Origin of the sequence: Microbulbifer sp. JSM ZJ756 (assembly GCF_044383805.1) — a bacterium.
Lineage (GTDB): Bacteria > Pseudomonadota > Gammaproteobacteria > Pseudomonadales > Cellvibrionaceae > Microbulbifer > Microbulbifer zhoushanensis.
The window spans coordinates 138,565-158,943 of the sequence record NZ_JBISER010000007.1 but is presented as its reverse complement, the minus strand read 5'-3'; the positions used below and the strand labels follow the sequence as shown (position 1 = coordinate 158,943).

Annotated in this window: 25 protein-coding genes; 15 read left to right on the top strand and 10 right to left on the bottom strand. The window is 61.2% G+C overall.

What is annotated here, in order from left to right; genetic code table 11:
* The first annotated feature begins 2 nt into the window (after window positions 1-2).
* The 13 genes from ACH6CX_RS12740 to ACH6CX_RS12680 all read left to right on the top strand — a co-directional run bounded on the left by ACH6CX_RS12740 (window position 3) and on the right by ACH6CX_RS12680 (window position 8,631).
* Window positions 3-371, top strand: coding sequence for a DUF4870 domain-containing protein (locus tag ACH6CX_RS12740; protein ID WP_232939931.1), 369 nt, complete (start codon window positions 3-5; stop codon window positions 369-371).
* 91 nt (window positions 372-462) lie between these two features.
* Window positions 463-1,101 carry an FMN-binding negative transcriptional regulator gene (locus ACH6CX_RS12735; protein ID WP_396675512.1) on the top strand — a complete coding sequence of 213 codons (639 nt, stop codon included), beginning with the start codon at window positions 463-465 and terminating at the stop codon, window positions 1,099-1,101.
* An 81-nt stretch (window positions 1,102-1,182) separates the two neighbouring features.
* Complete coding sequence (locus tag ACH6CX_RS12730) at window positions 1,183-1,539, top strand: hypothetical protein (RefSeq protein ID WP_396675511.1); 357 nt, start codon at window positions 1,183-1,185, stop codon at window positions 1,537-1,539.
* A 119-nt stretch (window positions 1,540-1,658) separates the two neighbouring features.
* Complete coding sequence (locus ACH6CX_RS12725) at window positions 1,659-2,012, top strand: hypothetical protein (RefSeq protein WP_237061976.1); 354 nt, start codon at window positions 1,659-1,661, stop codon at window positions 2,010-2,012.
* 33 nt (window positions 2,013-2,045) lie between these two features.
* A complete protein-coding gene (locus ACH6CX_RS12720; protein ID WP_237061978.1) occupies window positions 2,046-2,567 on the top strand; it encodes a hypothetical protein in 522 nt (173 codons plus the stop codon).
* 107 nt (window positions 2,568-2,674) lie between these two features.
* Window positions 2,675-3,175: a GNAT family N-acetyltransferase gene (locus ACH6CX_RS12715; RefSeq protein ID WP_232939940.1), complete on the top strand. Its 501-nt coding sequence runs from the start codon at window positions 2,675-2,677 to the stop codon at window positions 3,173-3,175.
* Between the two features lie 17 nt (window positions 3,176-3,192).
* Window positions 3,193-3,534 (top strand): hypothetical protein, encoded by a 342-nt coding sequence (locus ACH6CX_RS12710; protein WP_232939942.1) that lies wholly within the window; start codon window positions 3,193-3,195, stop codon window positions 3,532-3,534.
* Between the two features lie 323 nt (window positions 3,535-3,857).
* Window positions 3,858-5,432: a serine/threonine-protein kinase gene (locus ACH6CX_RS12705; protein ID WP_237061980.1), complete on the top strand. Its 1,575-nt coding sequence runs from the start codon at window positions 3,858-3,860 to the stop codon at window positions 5,430-5,432.
* 30 nt (window positions 5,433-5,462) lie between these two features.
* Window positions 5,463-6,356: an MBL fold metallo-hydrolase gene (locus ACH6CX_RS12700; RefSeq protein WP_237061982.1), complete on the top strand. Its 894-nt coding sequence runs from the start codon at window positions 5,463-5,465 to the stop codon at window positions 6,354-6,356.
* Complete coding sequence (locus tag ACH6CX_RS12695; RefSeq protein WP_237061990.1) at window positions 6,353-6,955, top strand: triacylglycerol lipase; 603 nt, start codon at window positions 6,353-6,355, stop codon at window positions 6,953-6,955. The genes ACH6CX_RS12700 and ACH6CX_RS12695 overlap by 4 nt, the downstream gene beginning before the upstream one ends.
* A gap of 65 nt (window positions 6,956-7,020) precedes the next feature.
* A complete protein-coding gene (locus tag ACH6CX_RS12690) occupies window positions 7,021-7,656 on the top strand; it encodes a CDP-alcohol phosphatidyltransferase family protein (protein WP_232939947.1) in 636 nt (211 codons plus the stop codon).
* Entirely contained in the window at window positions 7,653-8,141 is a 489-nt protein-coding gene (locus tag ACH6CX_RS12685; RefSeq protein WP_232939948.1) for an FAD-binding oxidoreductase, read from the top strand. The genes ACH6CX_RS12690 and ACH6CX_RS12685 overlap by 4 nt, the downstream gene beginning before the upstream one ends.
* Entirely contained in the window at window positions 8,134-8,631 is a 498-nt protein-coding gene (locus ACH6CX_RS12680; RefSeq protein WP_232939949.1) for a hypothetical protein, read from the top strand. Before ACH6CX_RS12685 ends, ACH6CX_RS12680 begins: the two co-directional genes overlap by 8 nt.
* Window positions 8,632-9,411: 780 nt before the next feature.
* Here the strand turns inward: ACH6CX_RS12680 and ACH6CX_RS12675 are convergent.
* From ACH6CX_RS12675 to ACH6CX_RS12635, 9 genes are all read right to left on the bottom strand, one after another.
* The gene (locus ACH6CX_RS12675) at window positions 9,412-10,170 is read right to left on the bottom strand and encodes a TerC family protein (RefSeq protein ID WP_232939950.1); all 759 of its coding nucleotides are present in this window, start codon (window positions 10,168-10,170) and stop codon (window positions 9,412-9,414) included.
* A 71-nt stretch (window positions 10,171-10,241) separates the two neighbouring features.
* Window positions 10,242-10,625 carry an STAS/SEC14 domain-containing protein gene (locus ACH6CX_RS12670; protein WP_232939951.1) on the bottom strand — a complete coding sequence of 128 codons (384 nt, stop codon included), beginning with the start codon at window positions 10,623-10,625 and terminating at the stop codon, window positions 10,242-10,244.
* 150 nt (window positions 10,626-10,775) lie between these two features.
* Window positions 10,776-11,081, bottom strand: a complete 306-nt coding sequence (locus ACH6CX_RS12665) for a hypothetical protein (RefSeq protein WP_232939952.1) — start codon at window positions 11,079-11,081, stop codon at window positions 10,776-10,778.
* Between the two features lie 10 nt (window positions 11,082-11,091).
* Window positions 11,092-11,811 (bottom strand): SIMPL domain-containing protein, encoded by a 720-nt coding sequence (locus ACH6CX_RS12660; RefSeq protein ID WP_233006703.1) that lies wholly within the window; start codon window positions 11,809-11,811, stop codon window positions 11,092-11,094.
* A 293-nt stretch (window positions 11,812-12,104) separates the two neighbouring features.
* Window positions 12,105-12,503 carry a VOC family protein gene (locus tag ACH6CX_RS12655; RefSeq protein WP_334078452.1) on the bottom strand — a complete coding sequence of 133 codons (399 nt, stop codon included), beginning with the start codon at window positions 12,501-12,503 and terminating at the stop codon, window positions 12,105-12,107.
* Window positions 12,504-12,536: 33 nt separating this feature from the next.
* Entirely contained in the window at window positions 12,537-12,842 is a 306-nt protein-coding gene (locus tag ACH6CX_RS12650) for a DUF2007 domain-containing protein (RefSeq protein WP_232939954.1), read from the bottom strand.
* Window positions 12,843-13,001: 159 nt separating this feature from the next.
* Window positions 13,002-14,513 (bottom strand): aldehyde dehydrogenase, encoded by a 1,512-nt coding sequence (locus ACH6CX_RS12645; protein WP_232939956.1) that lies wholly within the window; start codon window positions 14,511-14,513, stop codon window positions 13,002-13,004.
* A 254-nt stretch (window positions 14,514-14,767) separates the two neighbouring features.
* Window positions 14,768-15,295: an asparaginase gene (locus ACH6CX_RS12640; RefSeq protein ID WP_232939958.1), complete on the bottom strand. Its 528-nt coding sequence runs from the start codon at window positions 15,293-15,295 to the stop codon at window positions 14,768-14,770.
* Between the two features lie 569 nt (window positions 15,296-15,864).
* A complete protein-coding gene (locus tag ACH6CX_RS12635) occupies window positions 15,865-16,527 on the bottom strand; it encodes a fumarylacetoacetate hydrolase family protein (protein WP_396675510.1) in 663 nt (220 codons plus the stop codon).
* A gap of 149 nt (window positions 16,528-16,676) precedes the next feature.
* On the opposite strand from ACH6CX_RS12635, the gene serA reads away from it, so the two are divergent.
* Window positions 16,677-17,909, top strand: coding sequence for a phosphoglycerate dehydrogenase (gene serA / locus ACH6CX_RS12630; RefSeq protein WP_232939962.1), 1,233 nt, complete (start codon window positions 16,677-16,679; stop codon window positions 17,907-17,909).
* 621 nt (window positions 17,910-18,530) lie between these two features.
* The gene (gene rarD, locus ACH6CX_RS12625; protein ID WP_232939964.1) at window positions 18,531-19,439 is read left to right on the top strand and encodes an EamA family transporter RarD; all 909 of its coding nucleotides are present in this window, start codon (window positions 18,531-18,533) and stop codon (window positions 19,437-19,439) included.
* Between the two features lie 318 nt (window positions 19,440-19,757).
* Here the strand turns inward: rarD and ACH6CX_RS12620 are convergent, their stop codons facing one another.
* Window positions 19,758-20,378: a hypothetical protein gene (locus ACH6CX_RS12620; protein ID WP_232939965.1), complete on the bottom strand. Its 621-nt coding sequence runs from the start codon at window positions 20,376-20,378 to the stop codon at window positions 19,758-19,760.
* Window position 20,379: the final 1 nt, after the last annotated feature.

Genomic DNA, 20,379 nt, shown 5'->3' with positions numbered 1-20,379 from the left:
GAATGAATGAAATAAGACCATGGGGAATGGATAAAAATACATTCCTGATGCTGATGCACCTCAGCCAGCTGACCGGCTTCTTTTTGCCAGTCGCCGGGTTTGCGCTGCCCATCATCATGTGGGCCACCAACAAGGATCAGTCTGTCGAGATTGATCGCCATGGGAAGGTGATCCTCAACTGGATGATCAGCTTAATCATCTACGCCCTGATCTGCTCTATCCTGGTTTTTGTTGTCATCGGCATCCTGGGCTTTTTCGTCCTGCTGCTAGTCGAGGTTATTTTTGTGGTAATCGCAGCTGTCAAGGCCAGTGAAGGCGAACTATGGCAATACCCGCTCAGCATCAAGTTCTTTCAGGTCCCGGGTGCATAGCCGGGACAACCCGGGCGAGTGACCTTTAGACACTCCAAATTGGCGCCCGGAGTCAGGGGCGCTTTTACCAGCACAACTGTGAAACCAGCAGATGTATACACCAAAGCCATTCAGGCAGGCCGACCCGGAAAAAATCAAACAAATTATTGCCGAGTATCCACTTGCGACCCTGGTCACCGGTAACGGAGCAGGGGTTGAGGCATTCCACCTGCCACTGGTTATTGCCGAACGTGATCGCAATCTGGTCCTGCAGGGGCATATCGCCAGGGCAAGCCACCTGTGGCGGGAAGCCTGCGATGGCGCCGAAGTGCTACTGATTTTTAATGGCCCAAACTGTTATATCTCTCCCAGTCTTTACCCAACCAAACAGGAACACGGCAGGGCAGTTCCCACCTGGAATTATGTGAGTGTGCATATACGAGGCAACATGCACTTTGTGCATGATCCCGCCTGGACCCATGAGACCCTCGAAAAGCTGACGGCCCAACAGGAAGGCTCCGGTGAGGAGGCGTGGTCAATCAGTGATGCGCCGGAGGACTATATCCAGAAGATGTTGAAGGCTGTGGTCGGACTGGAAATCGAGGTGATATCGATAGAGGGACAATGGAAATTGAGCCAGAACCAACCGGCACGCAACAGGGATGCCGTGATTGGTGCCCTGGGAAAATCTGACGATACGAATAAGACCAAAATTGGTGAACTGGCCTCGTCATGTATGACTGAAGGCTGATATGGTATTTTAGGTAGCCCCTGAAGCCACAGGGAACGACCAAGCAAGATTTCGCGCAGACGCCATATGAAAAAAATAAAAATGATAATAATCGCCCTGGTTTTTTCCGCGCCGGGATATGCTCAGGAAAAGCAGGAACCACTGAAAAGCATGTCCACATGCCTGATAATGTACGACTGGACATCCTGGGGCATGTGGCGCTTCGATGTTTACGCGCTCGCAGGCAATATGATCCTGATCGGTGAGAAAAAGAACCACTTCAGGATCGACAGCAGTAATCCGGGCTACAGCCACGTGATCGACGGGGAAGTGGTGGCCACTTACCCCGACGCCACAAGCATCGATGACCTCGGTGAGAACTGCCAGGACAACTGCCCCGTCAACCATGAGCGCCGTACCGGCTGGTTCAAGCGCCGCTGTGACTCTTACCCCTCATAAGTGAAACCAGTTATTCAACCTGCCCCGCTTCACCTGTACAAGCGCAAATCGCAGGAACGCCCGGTTTCAGTTGAGTGCCGGGCATATACGAAAAACTTTATCGTAAGGGAGAGATCACATTGAGACCTGCCCCCGTAAAAGACATGGTTACAGTAGAGGTTCTGGATAAGCTCGATATCCGCGTCGGCACCATTCTGGAGGTGGCGGAGATCGCGCAATCACGCAAGCTGATGAAGCTTACCGTGGACTTTGGCGACCACCAGCGCTCTATCCTCGCGGGTATCCGCCAGGAGCGAGACAACCCGCAGGCGATCACGGGCCGGCAGGCGCTGTTCGTGGTAAACCTCCCGGAAAGAGAGATGGCTGGGGAGACCTCACAGGGTATGCTGTTCGACATCGGTTATGAGGATGGCCTCAGCCCGTGCCTGGCCATCCCCGAATCCCCGGTCCCGAATGGCAGCCGAGCGGGCTAGAAGAAAGATGGCAATTCAGGGGAGTCCGTCACCATGAAACCAATCGAACTGTTGGCCGTAGGCATCAGGATATGCGGCATTATGCTGGCCATCATTGGTCTCAAGTCGATTTCCAGCCACCACGCAACCTTTGCAATGTTGAACCAGAGCAACTTCGGGGATACCACGGCTATTGCCTACCTGGCCGTGACAGAACTGGCCATCATCTTTGCTGCCAGCGCAATATTCATGCGTTTCCCGATGTCTGTCGCCGGAAAGTTGCTGCCGTTTGAAAGTTCGCATCCCATCAGTTTCTCCGACCGCGCTACCGACATACTCGCTGTCGCATTTTGTATCCTGGGTGTCTATATACTTTCCTGGGCGCTTCCCGACCTGGTCGACAATGGTATCTGGCTCTGGTACTACACCGCCGAGCGTCATCAGCTGGGGGATCGTTATGCCAGTACAATGATCACCTTGCTGGTCACCCTTGTGGAAATCGCTATCGGCCTGTTCCTCTCCCTGCGCAGCCGTGGATTCAGCGCACTATTATGGAGGTTACGGAACGCGACATAACCTATTGTCAATCCACCGGCGTAACCGCCTTGATCGACAGGCTCACGGGCTACCCGGAACCAGGCTACCGGCCGGCTGCACTGCAACTTTTTTACCAGAGCAAAACCTTGAGCAATATTGAACCAGTCACCACCTACTACCTGGAGATGACCGACCAGCAAAGCCTCAAAAGCAAGCCCAAACCCGAGGGGCTGGAGGTGGTAGAGGCAGAGGAAAAGGAATTCCGCTTCAACCGCTACCTCTACCAGCTGGTGGGGGAGCCATGGCAATGGGTGGACCGGCTCTCGCTGCCAGATGCAGAGTGGAAGGCATATGCGGAACGCCAGGCCCTGCGTACCTGGGTGGCGTATTACCGCGGGTCCATTGCCGGCTACTATGAGCTGGAAAAGCAGTGGGAAGGCAATGTACAGATTGCCTACTTTGGCCTGGCGCCACGGTTTATTGGCCGCGGCTTTGGCGGCTACCTGCTGTCCCACGCCCTGCAGTCGGCGTGGGACTGGGGCAACACCCGTCGCGTATGGGTGCATACCTGCTCGCTGGACCATGAGGGTGCGCTGGATAACTACCGTGCCCGCGGTATGCAGGTTTACAGGACCGAACAGGAATAGGAGGAGCGGAAGGGAATATGCGCTACCCGGTAACACCCGATGGCCGCTACTTTGTGGTCCGGGGCAGGCTGTGGCGCATGAGTAACCCGGCGCTTACGGAGGGCGAGCGCGAGCGACTGACCCGAGAACTGATGCGCCACCGCTCCGCCGTGGGACGCGCCAGGAAAGCAGCCAACGAGGTGGCGGAAAAAGCCGCCCGCGAGGGTGTGCATGCAGCCAAGGTGGCGCTCGGTGAGCGCGGGCCAGCCTGGTGGCATGACGGCGCACCCGACTATAACCGCTACATGGTGAAGAACACCCCCTACCGCGACTGGTATCACGGCCTGCCGCCCCGGGACCGGAACCCGGATGAAAAATAAGCTTCCACTTCCCACGCCCAGATAGACGACGCCTCTTTTTTCCGGGGAATCCCTGCCGCGATTGTAAAGTCGTAGCCCGTCGTCTATCTAGTTATACAAGCTTTGATATGGCCGGGCCGGATCGGCTTCCCCGGCCAGCACGCTATTCCCGATTGACTCTCCATACAGTCTCTCCTGCCCACAGCAGAGACGGCGTAGCCAGGTTTCACGCCAGTTGCATATCCAGGCCGGGCAGGGAATACGCCCGCTGCTGGCAAGCAGTTGTGGCGGGCAATGCCCGCTGGCCGCGGTCCTCGTATGGATAACAGGCAAAACAGGCGTATATGGATTCTCCCGATATTCAGATACCCGGCTACACCATTCATGCCGCCATCGGCCACGGCGGCATGGCGTCTGTTTATCTCGCCACCCAGGAATCCCTGGATCGCAAGGTAGCGATAAAAGTGCTGCGCAACTGCGCCGATGCCGAGTTTGGTCAGCGCTTTATCAATGAGGCTCGTTTTATCGCCGGCCTCAACAACCCCCATCTCATTACCATCTACGATGTTGCGAGCATGGAAAGCGGCGATTACTACATCGCCATGGAATTTGTCGGCAACGGCGATGTAATCGAGAATGTCGATCGCTTTACACGTCCGGCACCGATTCTCGCACTGATCCGCCAGGTGGCCGAGGGACTATCCATTGTCCACGACAATGGCATCATCCACCGGGACGTAAAGCCCACCAACATTCTCTTCCGCGCGGACGGCACCGCGGTGCTGACAGATTTCGGTATTGCCAAGAATGTCGAGAGTGACTCGGACCTTACCCAGAGCGGCCTCAGCCTGGGAAGTCCGTCCTATAGCAGTCCGGAACAGGCGCAATGTCACCCACTCGATATCACCACCGATATCTACAGCCTGGGTGTGGTGTTGCTGGAGCTGTTACTGGGCCGAAACCCGTTCAAGGGCGACAGCCACACCAGTACAGCACTGAACCATATCCAGTTGCCGGTACCGGAACTCCCGGAAGAGTTTGACTACCTGGCGCCGCTGGTGAAACGGATGCTGGCGAAAGACCCTCGGGACCGTTATCCCTCCTGCCGCGAATTGATTGCGGATATCGACCGGGTACTGGAAGGTGACGATAGCCAACAAACTGATATAACGCTGCCCTTTATCCGCCAGCGCAGGCTTGCCGGACCCGCTGGACAAAAGGCAAAACTGCTGACAGTGGCAAGCTGCGTGCTACTGCTTACTGTATATTTCGGCTTTTTCTATAAAACCCCAACCGAGCGTGAGATCGAGCGGCTGCTGGAACAGGCGCAGCTCAGCATGGACGCCGGGCGCTTTATGTTACCGGCAGGTAATAACGCGCGTAATTACTACAGCCAGGTGCTGGCACTGGATAACTCCAACCTGGAAGCGATCCTGGGCCGCAAGACCGCCGAGAAAAAACAGCTGGATAGCTACCTGAAGCAGGGTGCACAGGCATTGCAGGACGGCCGGTTGCAGCAGCCGGAAGGAAACAATGCACTGCACTATTACCGCCAGGCACTGGCGCTCGACCAGGACAATGCCAGGGCCAATGCCGGGATCGCCCGGGTAATCGACGAATTTGTCCGCCTGGCAAGGGTGGAAATCGACCAGAATGATTTACGCAATGCCCACTTCTACGTCGATAGCGGTCTCAGTATCCAGCCGGAGAATGACGTACTCCTGTCACTCAGCGACGAACTCAAGCAGAGACAGCAAAGGCAACAGCAACAGCACCGGCAACAAGTGCGAAAGGTCGATGCAGCGCAACCGGTCGCACGCAGGTCCAAACAAGCACCAAAAAAGAAGCAGTCCACCGTCAGGACCCACCTGCGCAATATCGTTGACAAGTTTCGCGATGTTATCGATGGTGACCGCTGATTACGATGCACCTTATTGCGGCAGGTCCCCATGAAGCCAGCGCTAGCGCTTTCCCTTGTTGCTTTCCTGCTCGGGCTGTTCGACCACGATAGTGCACGGGCTGCGCAGCAGGCGCCGGAATACCGTATCGATCCGGTCAAGGCCAATGTCTACCGTTTTACTGCCGGCAGCTACCGCTCCGTCTTTATGGTTACCAACGCGGGCATCTTCCTCGCCGACCCGATTTCCGCCGCTGCCGCGCAATGGCTTCATGGTGAATTAAGCCGGCGCTTCGAAAAGCCGGTACGCTATATGGCGTACAGCCATAATCATGTGGACCACACCCTGGGCGGTGAAGTCTTCGCCCGGGGTGGCACCACCATCATTGCCCACCAGTATGCCGCGGAGGACCTGGCCTGGACCCGGGTCCCCACCGCCCTGCCGGACATCACATTCCGCGAGAGACTGACCGTCAACCTCGGCGAAGGCCAGGTAAGGCTGCGCTATCACGGTCCCAATAATGGCCGCGGCTCGGTGAGCATGCGCTTTATGCCCGCCAATGTATTGTTCGTTGTGGACTGGATCGTGGTGGGCCGCATGCCTTACCGGGACCTGCCGGGCTACGATATCCACGGCATGATCCGCTCGACCCGTGAGGTGCTGGCGGGCGAGCCCTTTGACGTATTTGTCGGCGGGCATGCCGGGACCGGCGACCGCGAAGATGTGCAGCGCTACCTCACCTACCTGCAAGCGCTCTATGACGCCGTGCGCGACGGCATGCTGGCCGGCAAGTCCCTGCAGGCATTGCAGGTGGAAATCCGCCTGCCGGAGTTCCGGGACCTGGAAATGTATGACGAATGGCTGCCGCTCAATATCGCGGGGGTATACCGTACCCTGGAAGATATGTCCTACCTCAAGATGCGCGAGGATGTCGACAGCCCATGAGCAACAGGGGGAGGGTAGTATTGCTAATCCCGGGCATCTTCGACCGCGGCAAGTCCATGCACCGCATGGAGGCAGTGCTGGACAGTGCCGGCTTCTCCGCATATTACATCCACCTGCAATACAATTCCGGCTGGTACGGAATGGAATTCCTCGCCCACCAGTTGAAGAGCCAGGTGGAGGAACTGGTGGAGCCGGACCAGACCTGTGCACTGGTAGGATTCAGCATGGGCGGCATTGTCGCCCGGCACTATATCCAGGTACTGGGCGGGCAGGAACGGGTCCACAAGTATATTTCCATCGCCAGCCCCCACTTCGGCAGCGTCTGGGCCAACTGCCTGCCCTACCGGGGCGGGCGCCAGCTGAGCGTGGGCAGTGAATTCCTGGCGCGCCTGAACCGGGAAATACACAGCCTCGAACCGCTCGAGCCGGTTTCCATCTGGACCCGCTACGACGCCACCATTTTGCCACACCGCAGCGCGCTCCTGCCGCTGGGTAATACCTATGAAGTGCCAGTGGCATTGCATCGCTGGGTGCCGCTGGACCGGCGCGTGATTGATATTGTCTCCGATGAACTTGGCACGGCACCCGCACCACGTTGAACTTTCCCCTTCACGGTCATCATTGATATAAACAGTCTTCCCGGGAAGAAATACAAGGAAGGCTATTGGATTTACCCACTGCGCGGGCTTCGACAGGCATGCCCGGCTACCAGGCGATATTACCCTGGGCCCTTGTCGCCCTCAGGGGACTGCTGGCACCGCTATCAATTGTTATCACCTGGTTACAGTTTCCGCCTTCCATCTGGCTGGGCCAGTTCGCGATGGCGATCATCTCCGATATTTACGATGGCCGGCTCGCACGTCGCTGGGGTACAGCCTCGCCCGCTCTCCGCCGCGCGGATAGCATGGTCGACACGTTCTATGCCCTGGCCTGCCTGTGCTGTTTCTGTATTGCCGCACCGCAGGTTATGCTGGCCCACCTGCCGGGCATCCTGTCGCTGTTGGCCCTCGATGCGATGCGGGCAATCATTGACTGGCGTCGCTTCGGCAAGCGTGCCAGTTATCACGCCTGGAGCATGAAGCTGTTCGGGTTGTCGATTATCCCGGCGGGCATCCTGGTCATGACCAGCGGACAACCACACTGGACACTGTGGCTGTCCATCGTTATCGGCCTTTACGCGCAGCTCGAGGCCCTGTCGATGTCGCTGATCCTGCCGCGCTGGACCCACGACGTAAAACATATCGGCGCAGCCCTGGCGATTCGGCGCGCGGGGGATACGAACTCCGGAGGAAAACCGTGAAATTTCCGATTGCGCTATCACCAACACGGCTGGCCGGCATAATGGCAGCGGGCCTGTCGATCCTAACCGCCCTGCCGGTGTGGGCAAGCACAGAAATAGCGCCATTCACTTCCGACGGCTGCAGCCTGTTCCCCGATGGCACGCACGAGGCAGAGACCCTGTGGCTGGACTGTTGCCGGGCTCACGACCTGGCCTACTGGCGGGGCGGCACCTATCGCGAAAGGCTGGAGGCGGACCGGGAACTTGAGGCCTGTGTGGCCGATGCGGGCGAGCCGGAAATCGCCGGCCTGATGCTGGCCGGCGTGCGGGTCGGCGGCTCACCATTCCTGCCCACCAGCTTTCGCTGGGGCTACGGCTGGCCCTACCTGCGCGGCTATGAGGCGCTCAGTGAAGAGGAACTTTCGGCCATCAGGGCAGCCCTGGGCGGAACCGACCCGCGGGATGCGGGAAAACATACAGACAAGGAGAAAAAGAATCGTGAGTAGTGGCGAGGCCGGTGCAAAACCCTATATCGAAACCAACCAGGCCCAGAAAGGGTTCCTTTACCCGTTTTTCCTGGTCCATATGGGCGTGTTCGGGTCGGTGCCTTTTTACCAGGCCTACTTCAGCGACGATCCCTCTTTCAGCAGTATCTTCCTGTTCGGCGGGTTCGGGCTGTATGTCTATATATTTTTTTATAACGCCATCTTCGGGCGCGATGCCATCCGCTGGATGTTTATCAATGCCGGCCTGGGCATCTGGGGCATCTACAACGAGCTGGACCTGCTGCTCGGCTTCACCGGCCGCTCGCTCGACGACGTCAGCCCGCTGTATCACGCGGTCCCGTTCACCTATTACGTGATGTACACCTTCCTGCTGCGCCAGGGCGTGATCGACCTGCTCGGCGCACGCCGGGATGAAGACCGCCGCAGGAAGGTGGAACACGGCTATATCGCCATCTCGCTGCTGGTGTATACCGGGCTGTATTTTCTCTGAATCGGGGGGTGTTGCGAACAGCCTGCTGACTGGTGGGAGGGCGGATACAAGATCCGCCCCTACGACGGGTCACCCTCCGGAAATCATGCACCGTAGGGGCGAACCTTGTGTTCGCCCGGGCCCGATACCCGCACTGGGGATGGGCGGATACAAGATCCGCCCCTACGACGGGTCACCCTCCAGAAATCATGTACCGCAGGGGCGAACCTTGTGTTCGCCCGGGCCCGAATCCCGCATTGTGGGAGGGCGGATACAGGATCCGCCCCTACGACGGGTCACCCTCCGGAAATCATGTACCGTAGGGGCGAACCTTGTGTTCGCCCGGGCCCGAATCCCGCACTGGGGATGGGCGGATACAAGATCCGCCCCTACGACGAATCACTCTCCGGAAATCATGTACCGTAGGGGCGAACCTTGTGTTCGCCCGGGCCCGAATCCCGCACTTTGGGAGGGCGGATACAGGATCCGCCCCTACGACGGGTCACCCTCCGGAAATCATGCACCGCAGGGGCGAACCTTGTGTTCGCCCGGGCCCCATATCCGCACTGGGGATGGGCGGATACAAGATCCGCCCCTACGACGGATCACTCTCCGGATATCATGCACCGCAGGGGCGAACCTTGTGTTCGCCCGGGCCCGATACCCGCACTGGGGATGGGCGGATACAAGATCCGCCCCTAGGACGAATCACCCTCCGGAAATCATGCACCGTAGGGGCGAACCTTGTGTTCGCCCGGGCCCGAATCCCGCACTTTGGAAGGGCGGATACAAGATCCGCCCCTACGCGGCCTTGTCCTCTTCGGTATACGGTTTATGGAGTTCCACCGGCTTGCCCTGCTTCTTACGCAGGCGCAGGTTGAGCATCTCCACCGCCACCGAGAACGCCATGGCAAAGTAGATGTAGCCCTTGGGTACATGCACGTCGAAGCCTTCCAGCATCAGGGTGAAGCCCACCAGGATCAGGAAGGACAGGGCCAGCATCTTCACTGTCGGGTGGCGCTCGACGAAATCACCAATGGGCTTGGCTGCCACCAGCATCACGATCACCGCCAGGATAATCGCAATTGCCATGATGGATATCTGGTCCACCAGGCCCACCGCGGTAATCACTGAATCCAGTGAGAAGACGATATCCAGGATGGCGATCTGCACCAGCACCATGCCGAAACTCGACACTACCCTGGCATCACTGCTGCCCTCCACGCCCTCGAGGCTGTGGTGGATTTCATGCACCGCCTTGAACAGCAGGAACAGGCCACCGCCCACCAGGATGATGTCGCGCCCGGATATCTCATGGCCCAGCACACTGAACCAGGGCTCCACCAGCCCCATGATCCAGACGATGGAAAACAGCAGTGCCAGCCGGGTGACCATGGCCAGGGTCAGGCCGATAAACCGTGCCGGCTCGCGCTGGTGTTCCGGCAGGCGTCCCACCAGGATGGAAATGAAAATGATATTGTCGATACCCAGGACGATTTCCAGCGCCGCCAGCGTCGCCAGTGCCACCCAGGCCTCGGGGCTTGCCATCCACTCGAACATGCAAAACTTCCTTTTGCCGTTGCTTGTTGTTCTGAGCGGCTGATTCTACGGCAGGCAAGCCCCGGCTTGCATCAATCCGATGCGAGCCAGGCCATGGCTTCCTCCTCATCCTCGAAGAACCGCGCATCGCCACCGATAAACCAGGCACCCACCCTGGTGGCCAGCTCCTGCCAGCGCTTGTGGCCCACCATCGCCACCTTGTGGAACTGGCGCCCGTGCCTGAGGCCCAGCTTGAGGTCGTCCCAGGCGGCACGGGCCTCCCAGCCTTCCAATTCGGTGGCGTCGAAAAACACATTGATCTTCGGGTGCCGGGCCTCGGCCAGCGCCGACTCCAGGATCGGCACCATAGCCTCGTAGTCCCTGTGGGTCAGCTTGCCCTTTACCCGCAGGGACAGGAACAGGTCGTCGTCGATGCGCTCCAGGCCCACAGACAGCCCGTGTCGCTTGATCGTCATGAATACCTCCGTCAGCAGCGTTGGCAGTCGTTACAGATCTTACTTTATAGACCAGTGACCCGGGCGGGCAGGCTAACAGAGAGGAGAAGGGTTGTTGAAGGCGGGGCGAGACAGGTCCCGGCGGGCCAACCGCCCGCCGGGAGGAAATCGTCAGTGGCTCAGGATCTCGACGATCTCACGGCTGTGATGCATCAGGCGCACGATCTCGCCCTCGATGCTGACCGTCACCAGGCCGTGGCGATCCACCGGCTTGACGATCACCGCATGGCTGTAGATATCGTGCTCCAGCACATGGCCTACCTGCAGCTTTTTCTTCCAGCCCGGGGGCAGTTCGCCGCCGCGCTCGGCTTTTTTCTGCAGGCCCGGGGGCAGGTCGTTGTTGGGCTTGGCCATGGCGCTGGAAGCGCTCAAGGCCACTGCGGCGCCAAGGGCCGCTGCAATCATGATCCTGTACATACTGCTGTCCTCAGTCGGAAAGGTAATACTCGATTGTCGACACTACCCGCACCTTCTTGATATGCGGGTTGTTCTTGTCGCGATCACGGATACTGAACTGTCCCTGCGACGCGCGCTTGATCTTCCCCAGCACGCTATCGGAGTCCTCGGCGAACTTCTGTGCCACCTGTCTCGCCTCGACCGTGGCCTGTTCGATCATTTCCGGCTTGAGATCGTTCAGGCCGGTGAAAATATATTCCGTCTGTCCCTGGTGATTGCCCTGCGAGAAGGCTATGCCCTCGCGTCCCAGCTGGGCCAGCTGGTCCATGGCCGCCCGTACCGCCTCCACCTCATCGGAGTAGACCGTCACTGTCTGCAGCGCGGTGTAGCGGAAGGGCGCCGGCTGGTTACCACCATATCTCTGCGCTGACTTGTCGGTGACCGCCGGCAGGGAAACCGAAACCGCCTGCGCGGCGATACCCTGCTCCGCCAGGAATTTCTCGATGCGCTCGCTGCTGGCGGCGATATCCCGGTAGAGCGCCTGCAGGTCATTGCTGGCAGCGGTGAACTGGATCGGCCAGATCACGATATCCGCCGGCACCTCCCGTTCCGCCAGGCCCTTTACGGTGACCGTGCGCTCGTAACCCTTGAAGCGCTCCACCGCCTCCACGGCAAACCAGCCCAGCGCCAGCAGGCCTGCCAGTATCCCGGCACCGAGTACGGCAGCGGGAGCGCTGTTCGGCGTTTTCATCTCTGTCACTAGGTCTTCCCTGGTCCAGTCAAAAGGGGGCGAATTGCGTTGGCCGCTCGGGAAACAGATCGTAGGGGCGGATCTTGTATCCGCCCCGTGCCGGTTCCAAGCCCGAGGTGAGGGCGAACACAAGGTTCGCCCCTACGGTGTATGGCGCTGCCATCTATTGCGTTCCCCGCCCGGCAAAGAGGCTGTACGGGCGGATCTTGTATCTATCCGTCCGGATCCGGGCCCGCACACAGATTCGCCCCCGGGCCCTGAATCCAGCCTGAACCTACAACCGCTTCCGCCAGTCAGTCGCTGATCTCGTCATAACCGCGGCCGCGGAATTCCAGCAGGCAGAAGCCGTGGCCGAAGGGATCCGCCAGGCCCGCGATCGCGCCCCAGTTATTGACCCTGACCGGCGACTCTAGTTTCGCCCCGGCGGCAACCGCCTTTTCCACTGCCACTTCCACATCCTTGACCACCATATCCAGGTGTACCGGGGTCCAGTGGCGCCGGTAACACCGCTCATCGCCGCCCGCGGTCACGGACCCGGCTTCTTTCGCCAGCAGGTACAGGGGCGCACTGGCACCCAGCAGCTCGACCCCATCACTGCCGAACCGGCGCCCCACCTGCAGGCCAAGGGCGCGGGTATAGAAATCCACCGCTCCGGGCAGGTCATCGACGTCGATATTTACCAGCAGGTCCATTTTTTCTTTACCTCTACTTCGCTAACCGTCTCACTACCCGGCCGGTCGCACATGGCCGCAATGCCAGCAGTAATCAAATGCCGCGCCGTTGTGCTCACCACAACCGGGGCAGGACCATTCCTCCCCCGCGTGCTCGTCGGCGCGCAATAACTGCACCGCCCGCTCGTAATCCCGGTCGCGCTCCACCCACAACTCCAGCCACGCCTGATGCGGCGCCAGCTCGCCGGTGGCGCCCTGGGCGAACTCGTTTTTCAGGACTACGGCGATGCCGGCCACTTCCAGCTTGCTCTTTGCCAGTTCCACCAGCAGGCGGTTTTCGTGCGTGAATACCAGTTTCATAGCTTTTTATCAGCTTCCGTCGGTGCAATGCACTGCGCTTATTGCACCCTACGCCATTGAGAGTATTCCACACAGGTTGCCACAGGCCGGCCCGCCCACACCATAAAAAAAGGGCCGCAGATGCGGCCCCTTGCTCTTATTCCGGATTACGCCGGCAGCTTAGCCGGAGATATCGATCCAGGTGGATTTGAGTTCGCAATACTTATCCAGCGCGTGCAGCGACTTGTCGCGGCCGTTGCCGGACTGCTTGAAGCCACCGAACGGCACGGTGATGTCGCCGCCGAAATAGTTGTTTACCCACACGGAACCGACACGCAGGTCGCGGGACATCCGGTGGGCGCGGCTGATGTCGCGAGTCCAGACACCGGCGGCCAGGCCGTAGATGGAGTCGTTGGCGATCTGCAGTGCCTCTTCCTCGGTCTCGAACTCGATCGCCACCAGTACCGGGCCGAAGATTTCCTCGCGGGCCACGGTCATTTCGTTGGTGACACCGCTGAAGATCGTCGGCTCGTAGTAGTGGCCACCTTCCACGGCTGCCGCGGCGGCACCGCCACAGACTACCTGCGCGCCCTCTTCCTTGCCCTTGGCCACGTAGTGCTCGACGGTGTCGAACTGGTTACGGTCGATCAGCGCACCCATCACGGTGTTGGGGTCCTGCGGATGGCCCGGCTTGAAGCGGGCGCTGGCCCTTTTCACCTTCTCGATAAATTCGCCGGCGATGGATTTTTCCACCAGCAGGCGGGTACCGGCGGTGCAGGTCTCACCCTGGTTATAGAACACCGCCAGCGCCGCGGCCTCGGCCGCCTTGTCCAGGTCGGCGTCGGCGAAGACGATATTGGGGCTCTTGCCGCCCAGCTCCAGGAAGGTGCGCTTCAGGTTCGACTGGCCGGAGTACTCGGTCAGGGTCTTGCCCACCTCGGTGGAACCGGTGAAGGTCAGGCAGTCGATATCCATGTGCAGGCTCAGGGCCTTGCCCAGGCTGCTGCCCGGCCCCGGCAGTACGTTCAGCACACCGTCCGGGATGCCGGCTTCCTTCGCCAGGCCGGCCAGCTTGATGGCGGTGAGCGGGGTGTTGGAAGCGGGCTTCAGGATCACGCTGTTACCGGTGGCCAGCGCCGGGCCCAGTTTCCAGCAGGTGGTGGACAGCGGGAAGTTCCAGGGCACGATGGCGGCTACCACCCCCAGTGGCATGCGCTGGATCAGGGCCAGCTCGTCCGGGCCGGTGGGCGCGACTTCGTCATAGATCTTGTCGACCGCCTCGCCGCTCCAGCGGATGGTGGTCACCGCGCCGGGCACGTCCACGTTCATGGTGTCGCTGATCGGCTTGCCGGCGTCCAGGCTCTCCAGCAGGGCGATTTCGTCCCGGTTCTGCTCAATCAGCTCGGCGAAACGCACCATGATCTTCTTGCGCTCCATCGGCGGCATGGCGGACCAGCTGCCGGATTCGAAGGTCTTGCGGGCAATCTTCACCGCCAGCTCGGCGTCCTCGGGACCACAGCTGGCCACCTGCGCCAGCTCGCGGCCATCCGCCGGGCTGGTGGTGGGGCGGGTCTCGCCGGACAGGGCGTCCACATACTCACCGTTGATGAAAGCGCGGCCCTCGATCTTGAGGCTGTCCGCAAGGGCCAGCCACTCCTGCAGGGTTTCCGGGGTCTTATTCTGTTCTGACATGGCGCACCTCTCAGATTGTCGAAGGGCAAAAGTTGAATGATTATTCAGTTTATACTGAAAATGTGATCACAATTCAAAGGGTTTGTATTGTAACGCGCGAATGGCGGCCGTGCGAAGACGGTTCGGGAACAGATTGAGTGTAGGAGGCCGGGAGGGGAAGGGATTCAGTTATGTAAGGTGCCCGTAGGGGCGGATCCTGTATCCGCCCGGGCCCGGCGGATACAGGATTTACCCCACTCAGGGAGGGGGGAGCTTCAGCCCACCGCCTCGAAGGTACCCTCTTCACGATTCTTGCGTACGCCGGGCACGGCGAACACGCGGTTGTGGAAGGCGATATAGAAACCCGGCTCCATCAGGCGCGCGGTCAGCAGGGCCTCGGTGACATTCTGGCGGGCGTCGGAGTCGATAAAGCCCATGGGCTTCATGGCACCGGTGAACACCACCGGTACCGGGGGCTGGCCCATCTTCTTGAAGCAGAACTCGGCGGTATCGGCCATGGTGTCGGTGCCGTGCAGGATCACAATGGGGTCGCCCTGCTGCGCGGTGCGCTCCACTGCCTCGGCGATCAGCGCCCGGTCGCGGTCGTCCATATCCAGCGAGTCCTTGTTGACCACGCTCTCCAGCTCCAGGTGGGTGTAGGGCAGGCGCAGGCTGGAGATCAGCCCTTCGCGGATAATGGAGGCGCGGTTCTTGAGGGTGCCCTCCTCCTCGCTGTAACTCTTCTCGATGGTGCCGCCGGTGGTGAGGATACGGACGGTGTTAATCGGGTTCAGGTCGGTCATCGCGCCTTGTCTCCCTGCTGGTATTGGCTGCTGGTCCACAGCTGCCTTGTGGGCCATGCTGCTGGAATGGTTGCCGGGAGGTTTGCCCGGCCGGCGGCATCATAGTGCCGCGGGACGATGGGGACAATATTAGCCCCGCTTATGGCTGCTCTGCTCCCGCAGGGCGGACACGAGGCCCGCCCCTACGAAGGAAGGACCCTGTAGGAGCGGCCCATGGTCGCGATCGCGCGGCGCCCCCCGGGACCTGTGCATTTTGCGACACCCCATCCCCACTCCGTAGGAGCGGCCGCTGGCCGCGATCCGCGGCTGGCAGGATGCGAGAGATGTTTACCGCACGGGGTATTGTGCCCCGCACCCCGCAGGGCGGACACAAGGTCCGCCCCTACGGATACGGGATCCCGATGTGCTTATCGCGGCCGGACGTCCTATGGCCATGCGACCGTAGGAGCGGCCGCTGGCCGCGATCCTCGCCAGCTGGGTATCGCGCCATGCCCCCGCAGGGCGGACACGAGGCCCGCCCCTACGAAAGAAGGACCCTGTAGGAGCGGCCCATGGCCGCGATGGCCGGTTCAGGCAACGCTGGTCTCCACCCGCAGCCAGTCGTCCTCCAGCTGCATCACCAGCCGGTCACCGCTGTGCAGGGGCCCCACGCCAGCCGGTGTGCCGGTGAGCACCACATCCCCCGGCTGCAAGGTGAAATAGCTGCTGATATAGGCCACCAGCTCGAGGATGGGCGTGAGCATATGGTTGGTCTTGCCCCGCTGGCGCAGCTCGTCGTTCAGCCACAGGGAGTAACTGAGCCCGTCCCAGTCCGGAAGCCAGTCCAGCTTCACGAACGGCGACAGCGGGCAGGCGCCATCGAACGCCTTGGCCTTTTCCCAGGGGTGGCCCTGCTGCTTCAGCTCTGCCTGCAGGTCGCGCAGGGTCAGGTCCAGCGCCAGGCCGAGGCCGGCGATGGCGGGGGGCACGTCGCCGGGGTTGGCATTGCTGATGGTTTCCCCCACCAACAGGGCCAGCTCCCCCTCGAAATGGCAGCTGCCGCGCCCCGGCGGCAGGTGGATGGGCGCCTCGAAGGGCACCGCCGCGGTGGCCGGCTTGATGAACAGCAGCGGCTCTTCCGGCACGGCGTTGTCCAGCTCGGCGGCGTGGGCGGCGTAGTTGCGCCCGACACAGACGATCTTGCCGGGCGCTAGTCCCGTCTCCGAGCCGCAGGTAAACCGGTGCTGGTACATAGCTATCTTCTATTCCTCTTGCCTATAGTTAGGATGGATATTTCGTATAAAGCTTTCCGGGCCGCTTGTGGTATGATCGCGCCCTCGCCGGATTCCCGGTTTCGCAAATTCTATCTCCAAACCCGTTGCCCATAGTCAAGAGAGTGTATATGGCTCCGCAAACATCATTGCAAAAGGACAAGATTCGTATTCTGTTGCTGGAGGGCGTGCACCAGTCGGCTGTCGACCTGCTGGCCTCGCGCGGCTATACCAATGTGGAGTACCTCAAGACCTCGCTGCCCGAAGACGAGCTGATCGAGAAGATCGCCGACGCCCACCTCGTGGGTATCCGCTCGCGCACGCAGCTGACCCGCAAGGTGCTGGAGAACGCGCACAAGCTGATCGCCATCGGCTGTTTCTGCATCGGCACCAACCAGGTGGACCTGCAGGCCGCCACCGACCTGGGCATTGCGGTATTCAACGCACCCTATTCCAACACCCGCAGCGTGGCCGAGCTGATCATCGCCGAGGCCATCCTGATGCTGCGCGGCATCCCGGAGAAGAACATCGTCTGCCACCGCGGCGGCTGGCAGAAATCCGCCAAGGGCTCCTTCGAGGCCCGCGGCAAGACCCTGGGTATTATCGGCTACGGTGCCATCGGTTCGCAGCTGTCGGTGATGGCCGAGGCCATCGGCATGCGCGTGATCTTCTTCGATGTGGTCACCAAGCTGCCGCTGGGCAACGCCACCCAGGTGAATTCCATGGACGAGCTGCTGGCGCAGGCGGACGTGGTGTCCCTGCATGTACCGGAGCTGCCGTCCACCAAGATGATGATGGGCGCCGAGCAGATCGAGCGCATGAAGCCCGGTGCCATCCTGCTGAACGCCTCCCGCGGCAGCGTGGTGGATATCGATGCACTGGCCGCAGCCCTGAAAAGCGGGCACCTGTCCGGTGCCGCCATCGACGTATTCCCGGTGGAGCCGCGCGGTAATGAGGACGAGTTCCAGTCGCCCCTGCGCGGTGTCGACAATGCCCTGCTCACCCCGCATATCGGCGGCTCCACCATGGAGGCGCAGGAAAATATCGGTATCGAGGTGTCGGACAAGCTGGCGCTCTACTCCGACAACGGCACCACCACCAGCTCGGTCAACTTCCCCGAGGTGGCACTGCCCGGCCATGCCGGCGCCCACCGCCTGCTGCACATCCACCAGAACGTGCCCGGCGTGCTGAGCGCGATCAACAAGGTGTTCTCGGACAACGCCATCAACATCTCCGCCCAGTTCCTGCAGACCAACGAGACCCTGGGTTACGTGGTGATCGACGTGGATGCCGAGTACTCCGACCTGGCACTGGAGAAGCTCAAGAACGTCAAGGGCACCCTGCGCTGCCGCGTACTGTTTTAACCGTCGCGGGCCACAGGCAAGGCAGGCAAGAAAGGGCGGATACAAGATCCGCCCCTACGGCCCACCATTCAGACCGAACCACACCGTCATCTCCGAGCCCGCCCCCGTAGGGGCGCACCTCGTGTGCGCCCTGCCGGCCGCTGGCACGAAAAGGGCGGATACAGGATCCGCCCCTACGGCCCACCGTTCAGGCCCAACCACACCATCATCTCCGAGCCCGCCCCCGTAGGGGCGCACCTCGTGTGCGCCCTGCCGGCCGCTGGAACGAAAAGGGCCGATAAAAGATCCGCCCCTACGGCCCATCGTTCAGGCCCAACCACACCGTCATCTCCGAGCCCGCCCCCGTAGGGGCGCACCTCGTGTGCGCCCTGCCGGCCGCTGGCACGAAAAGGGCGGATACAGGATCCGCCCCTACGGCCCATCGTTCAGGCCCAACCACACCGTCATCTCCGGGCCCGCCCCCGTAGGGGCGCACCTTGTGTGCGCCCTGCCGGTGGCCCGGCCAGCGCAGGGGAGTTAGAATCGCCTCCCGACGCGCCCCCCGATGTGTTTCCGCGCCAGGTCACCAGAAGCAGCCCTGAGCTCGAACTGCACCCTGAGCCCAAAATAGAGATCCCCCCAGTGCCAGAGAGAGATTCCGCCGCAGCCGGCCTGCTCGCCGGTGTTACTGCCTTCCTGATGTGGGGCGTGGCCCCGCTGTACTTCAAGCTGCTGGACGGCATCTCCGCCCCGGAGATCCTCGCCCACCGCAGTATCTGGGCGCTGGTGCTGGCCATGGTGGTGCTGGCAATCATCGGCAAGCTGCCGGACTTCATGGCCACCCTGCGCGACCGCAAGCGCATGACCACCCTGGCGCTGTCCACCCTGCTGATCGGCAGCAACTGGCTGGTGTTTATCTGGGCCGTGACCAGCAATCACCTGCTGTCCGCCAGCCTGGGCTACTACATCAACCCGCTGATCAACGTGCTGCTGGGTGTGCTATTTATGGGCGAGCGGCTGCGACCGCTGCAGTGGCTGGCGGTGGCCCTGGCGGCCATCGGTATCGGGCACGAGCTGTGGCAGTTCGGCGAGCTGCCGGTGGTGGCGCTGTTCCTGGCGCTGTCGTTCGGTTTTTACGGCCTGGTGCGCAAGCGCGCACCGGTGGAGAGCCTGACCGGCCTGGCCATGGAAACCCTGTTTATGCTGCCCATTGCCCTGACCTACCTGGTGCTGAGCACCAGCCCCAGCAGCAACATGGCCAACAACGACTGGCAGCTGAACGGCCTGCTGCTGCTCGCCGGCCCGGTGACCCTGCTGCCGCTGCTGCTGTTCAATATCGCCGCGCGCCGGCTGAACCTGTCCACGGTTGGCTTCCTGCAATACCTGGCGCCGACGCTGATGCTGGTGATCGCCACCCAGCTGTTCGGCGAGCCGTTCAGCGAGACCAAGCTGGTGACCTTCGCCTTCGTCTGGTTCGGCCTGGCCCTCTACTCCACCGATGCCCTGGCCCAGCGGCGCAGGGACAGGGCGCTGCGGCAGGCGGCGATCTGACGGGCATCGCGGCCATGGGCCGCTCCTACAGCGCGCCCTTTTCGTAGGGGCGGACCCTGTGTCCGCCCGGCGGGGCCCAGGGCGATACCCCGGACCCACCACGCATCCCGCAAATCCGGGTCGCGGCCAGCGGCCGCTCCTACGGTCGCGTTGCCACAGGACACGCGGCCGGGATAAGCACATCGGGATCCCATATCCGTAGGGACGGACCTTGTGTCCGCCCGATGGAGCCCCGAGATACCCCGCACAGGAAACACCTTCGCGCATCCTGCCACCCCAATCGCGGCCAGCGGCCACTCCTGCGGCAACGCTGCGAGCCTATTGGGCCTGGCCATAAGTGGCCAGGTACTCCCCCGGGATTTCCACCGCGCTGAAGCCACCGGAAAAAGCGGTGATGATCACCGCCGACAGCAGCAGCCCCGCCACGCACATGCCATAGCCCAGGCGGTCCCTCGCCACAGCCCCCATGCGATTGCGCAGCAGCCAGTGGGCGGCGCAGGCCAGGTGGGCGAAGATCGCCGCTACCGCCAGGAAGTAGTAGGGCAGGAAGAACAGTGAGTAGGGGAACACATGCATCCCCGCCGCGGCATAGAAGAAGTTCGTATCCAGCCCCAGCACCGAGCGCCCGAACAGCACCGCGCTCACATGTACCAGCAGGAAAAACGCCAGGTAACAACCGGATATTGCCTGTAACCGGTCGAAGAAATCCTGCCGCTGGCCAAACCGCCGCGCGACAAAATACAGGCCGGAACACACCTGGAACAGCACACAGCCGATCAGCAGGGCCTCCACCAGCGGCAACCGGTACACCTGGCGCAGGTTCTCCATCAACTGGATATGGGCTTCGACACCGGCCACGGCAAACCCGTGGTTGGCGATATGGAACATGGCGAAGAGGGCGATGATCACCGCGGAACTGCGGTGCAGGGTATGCAACATG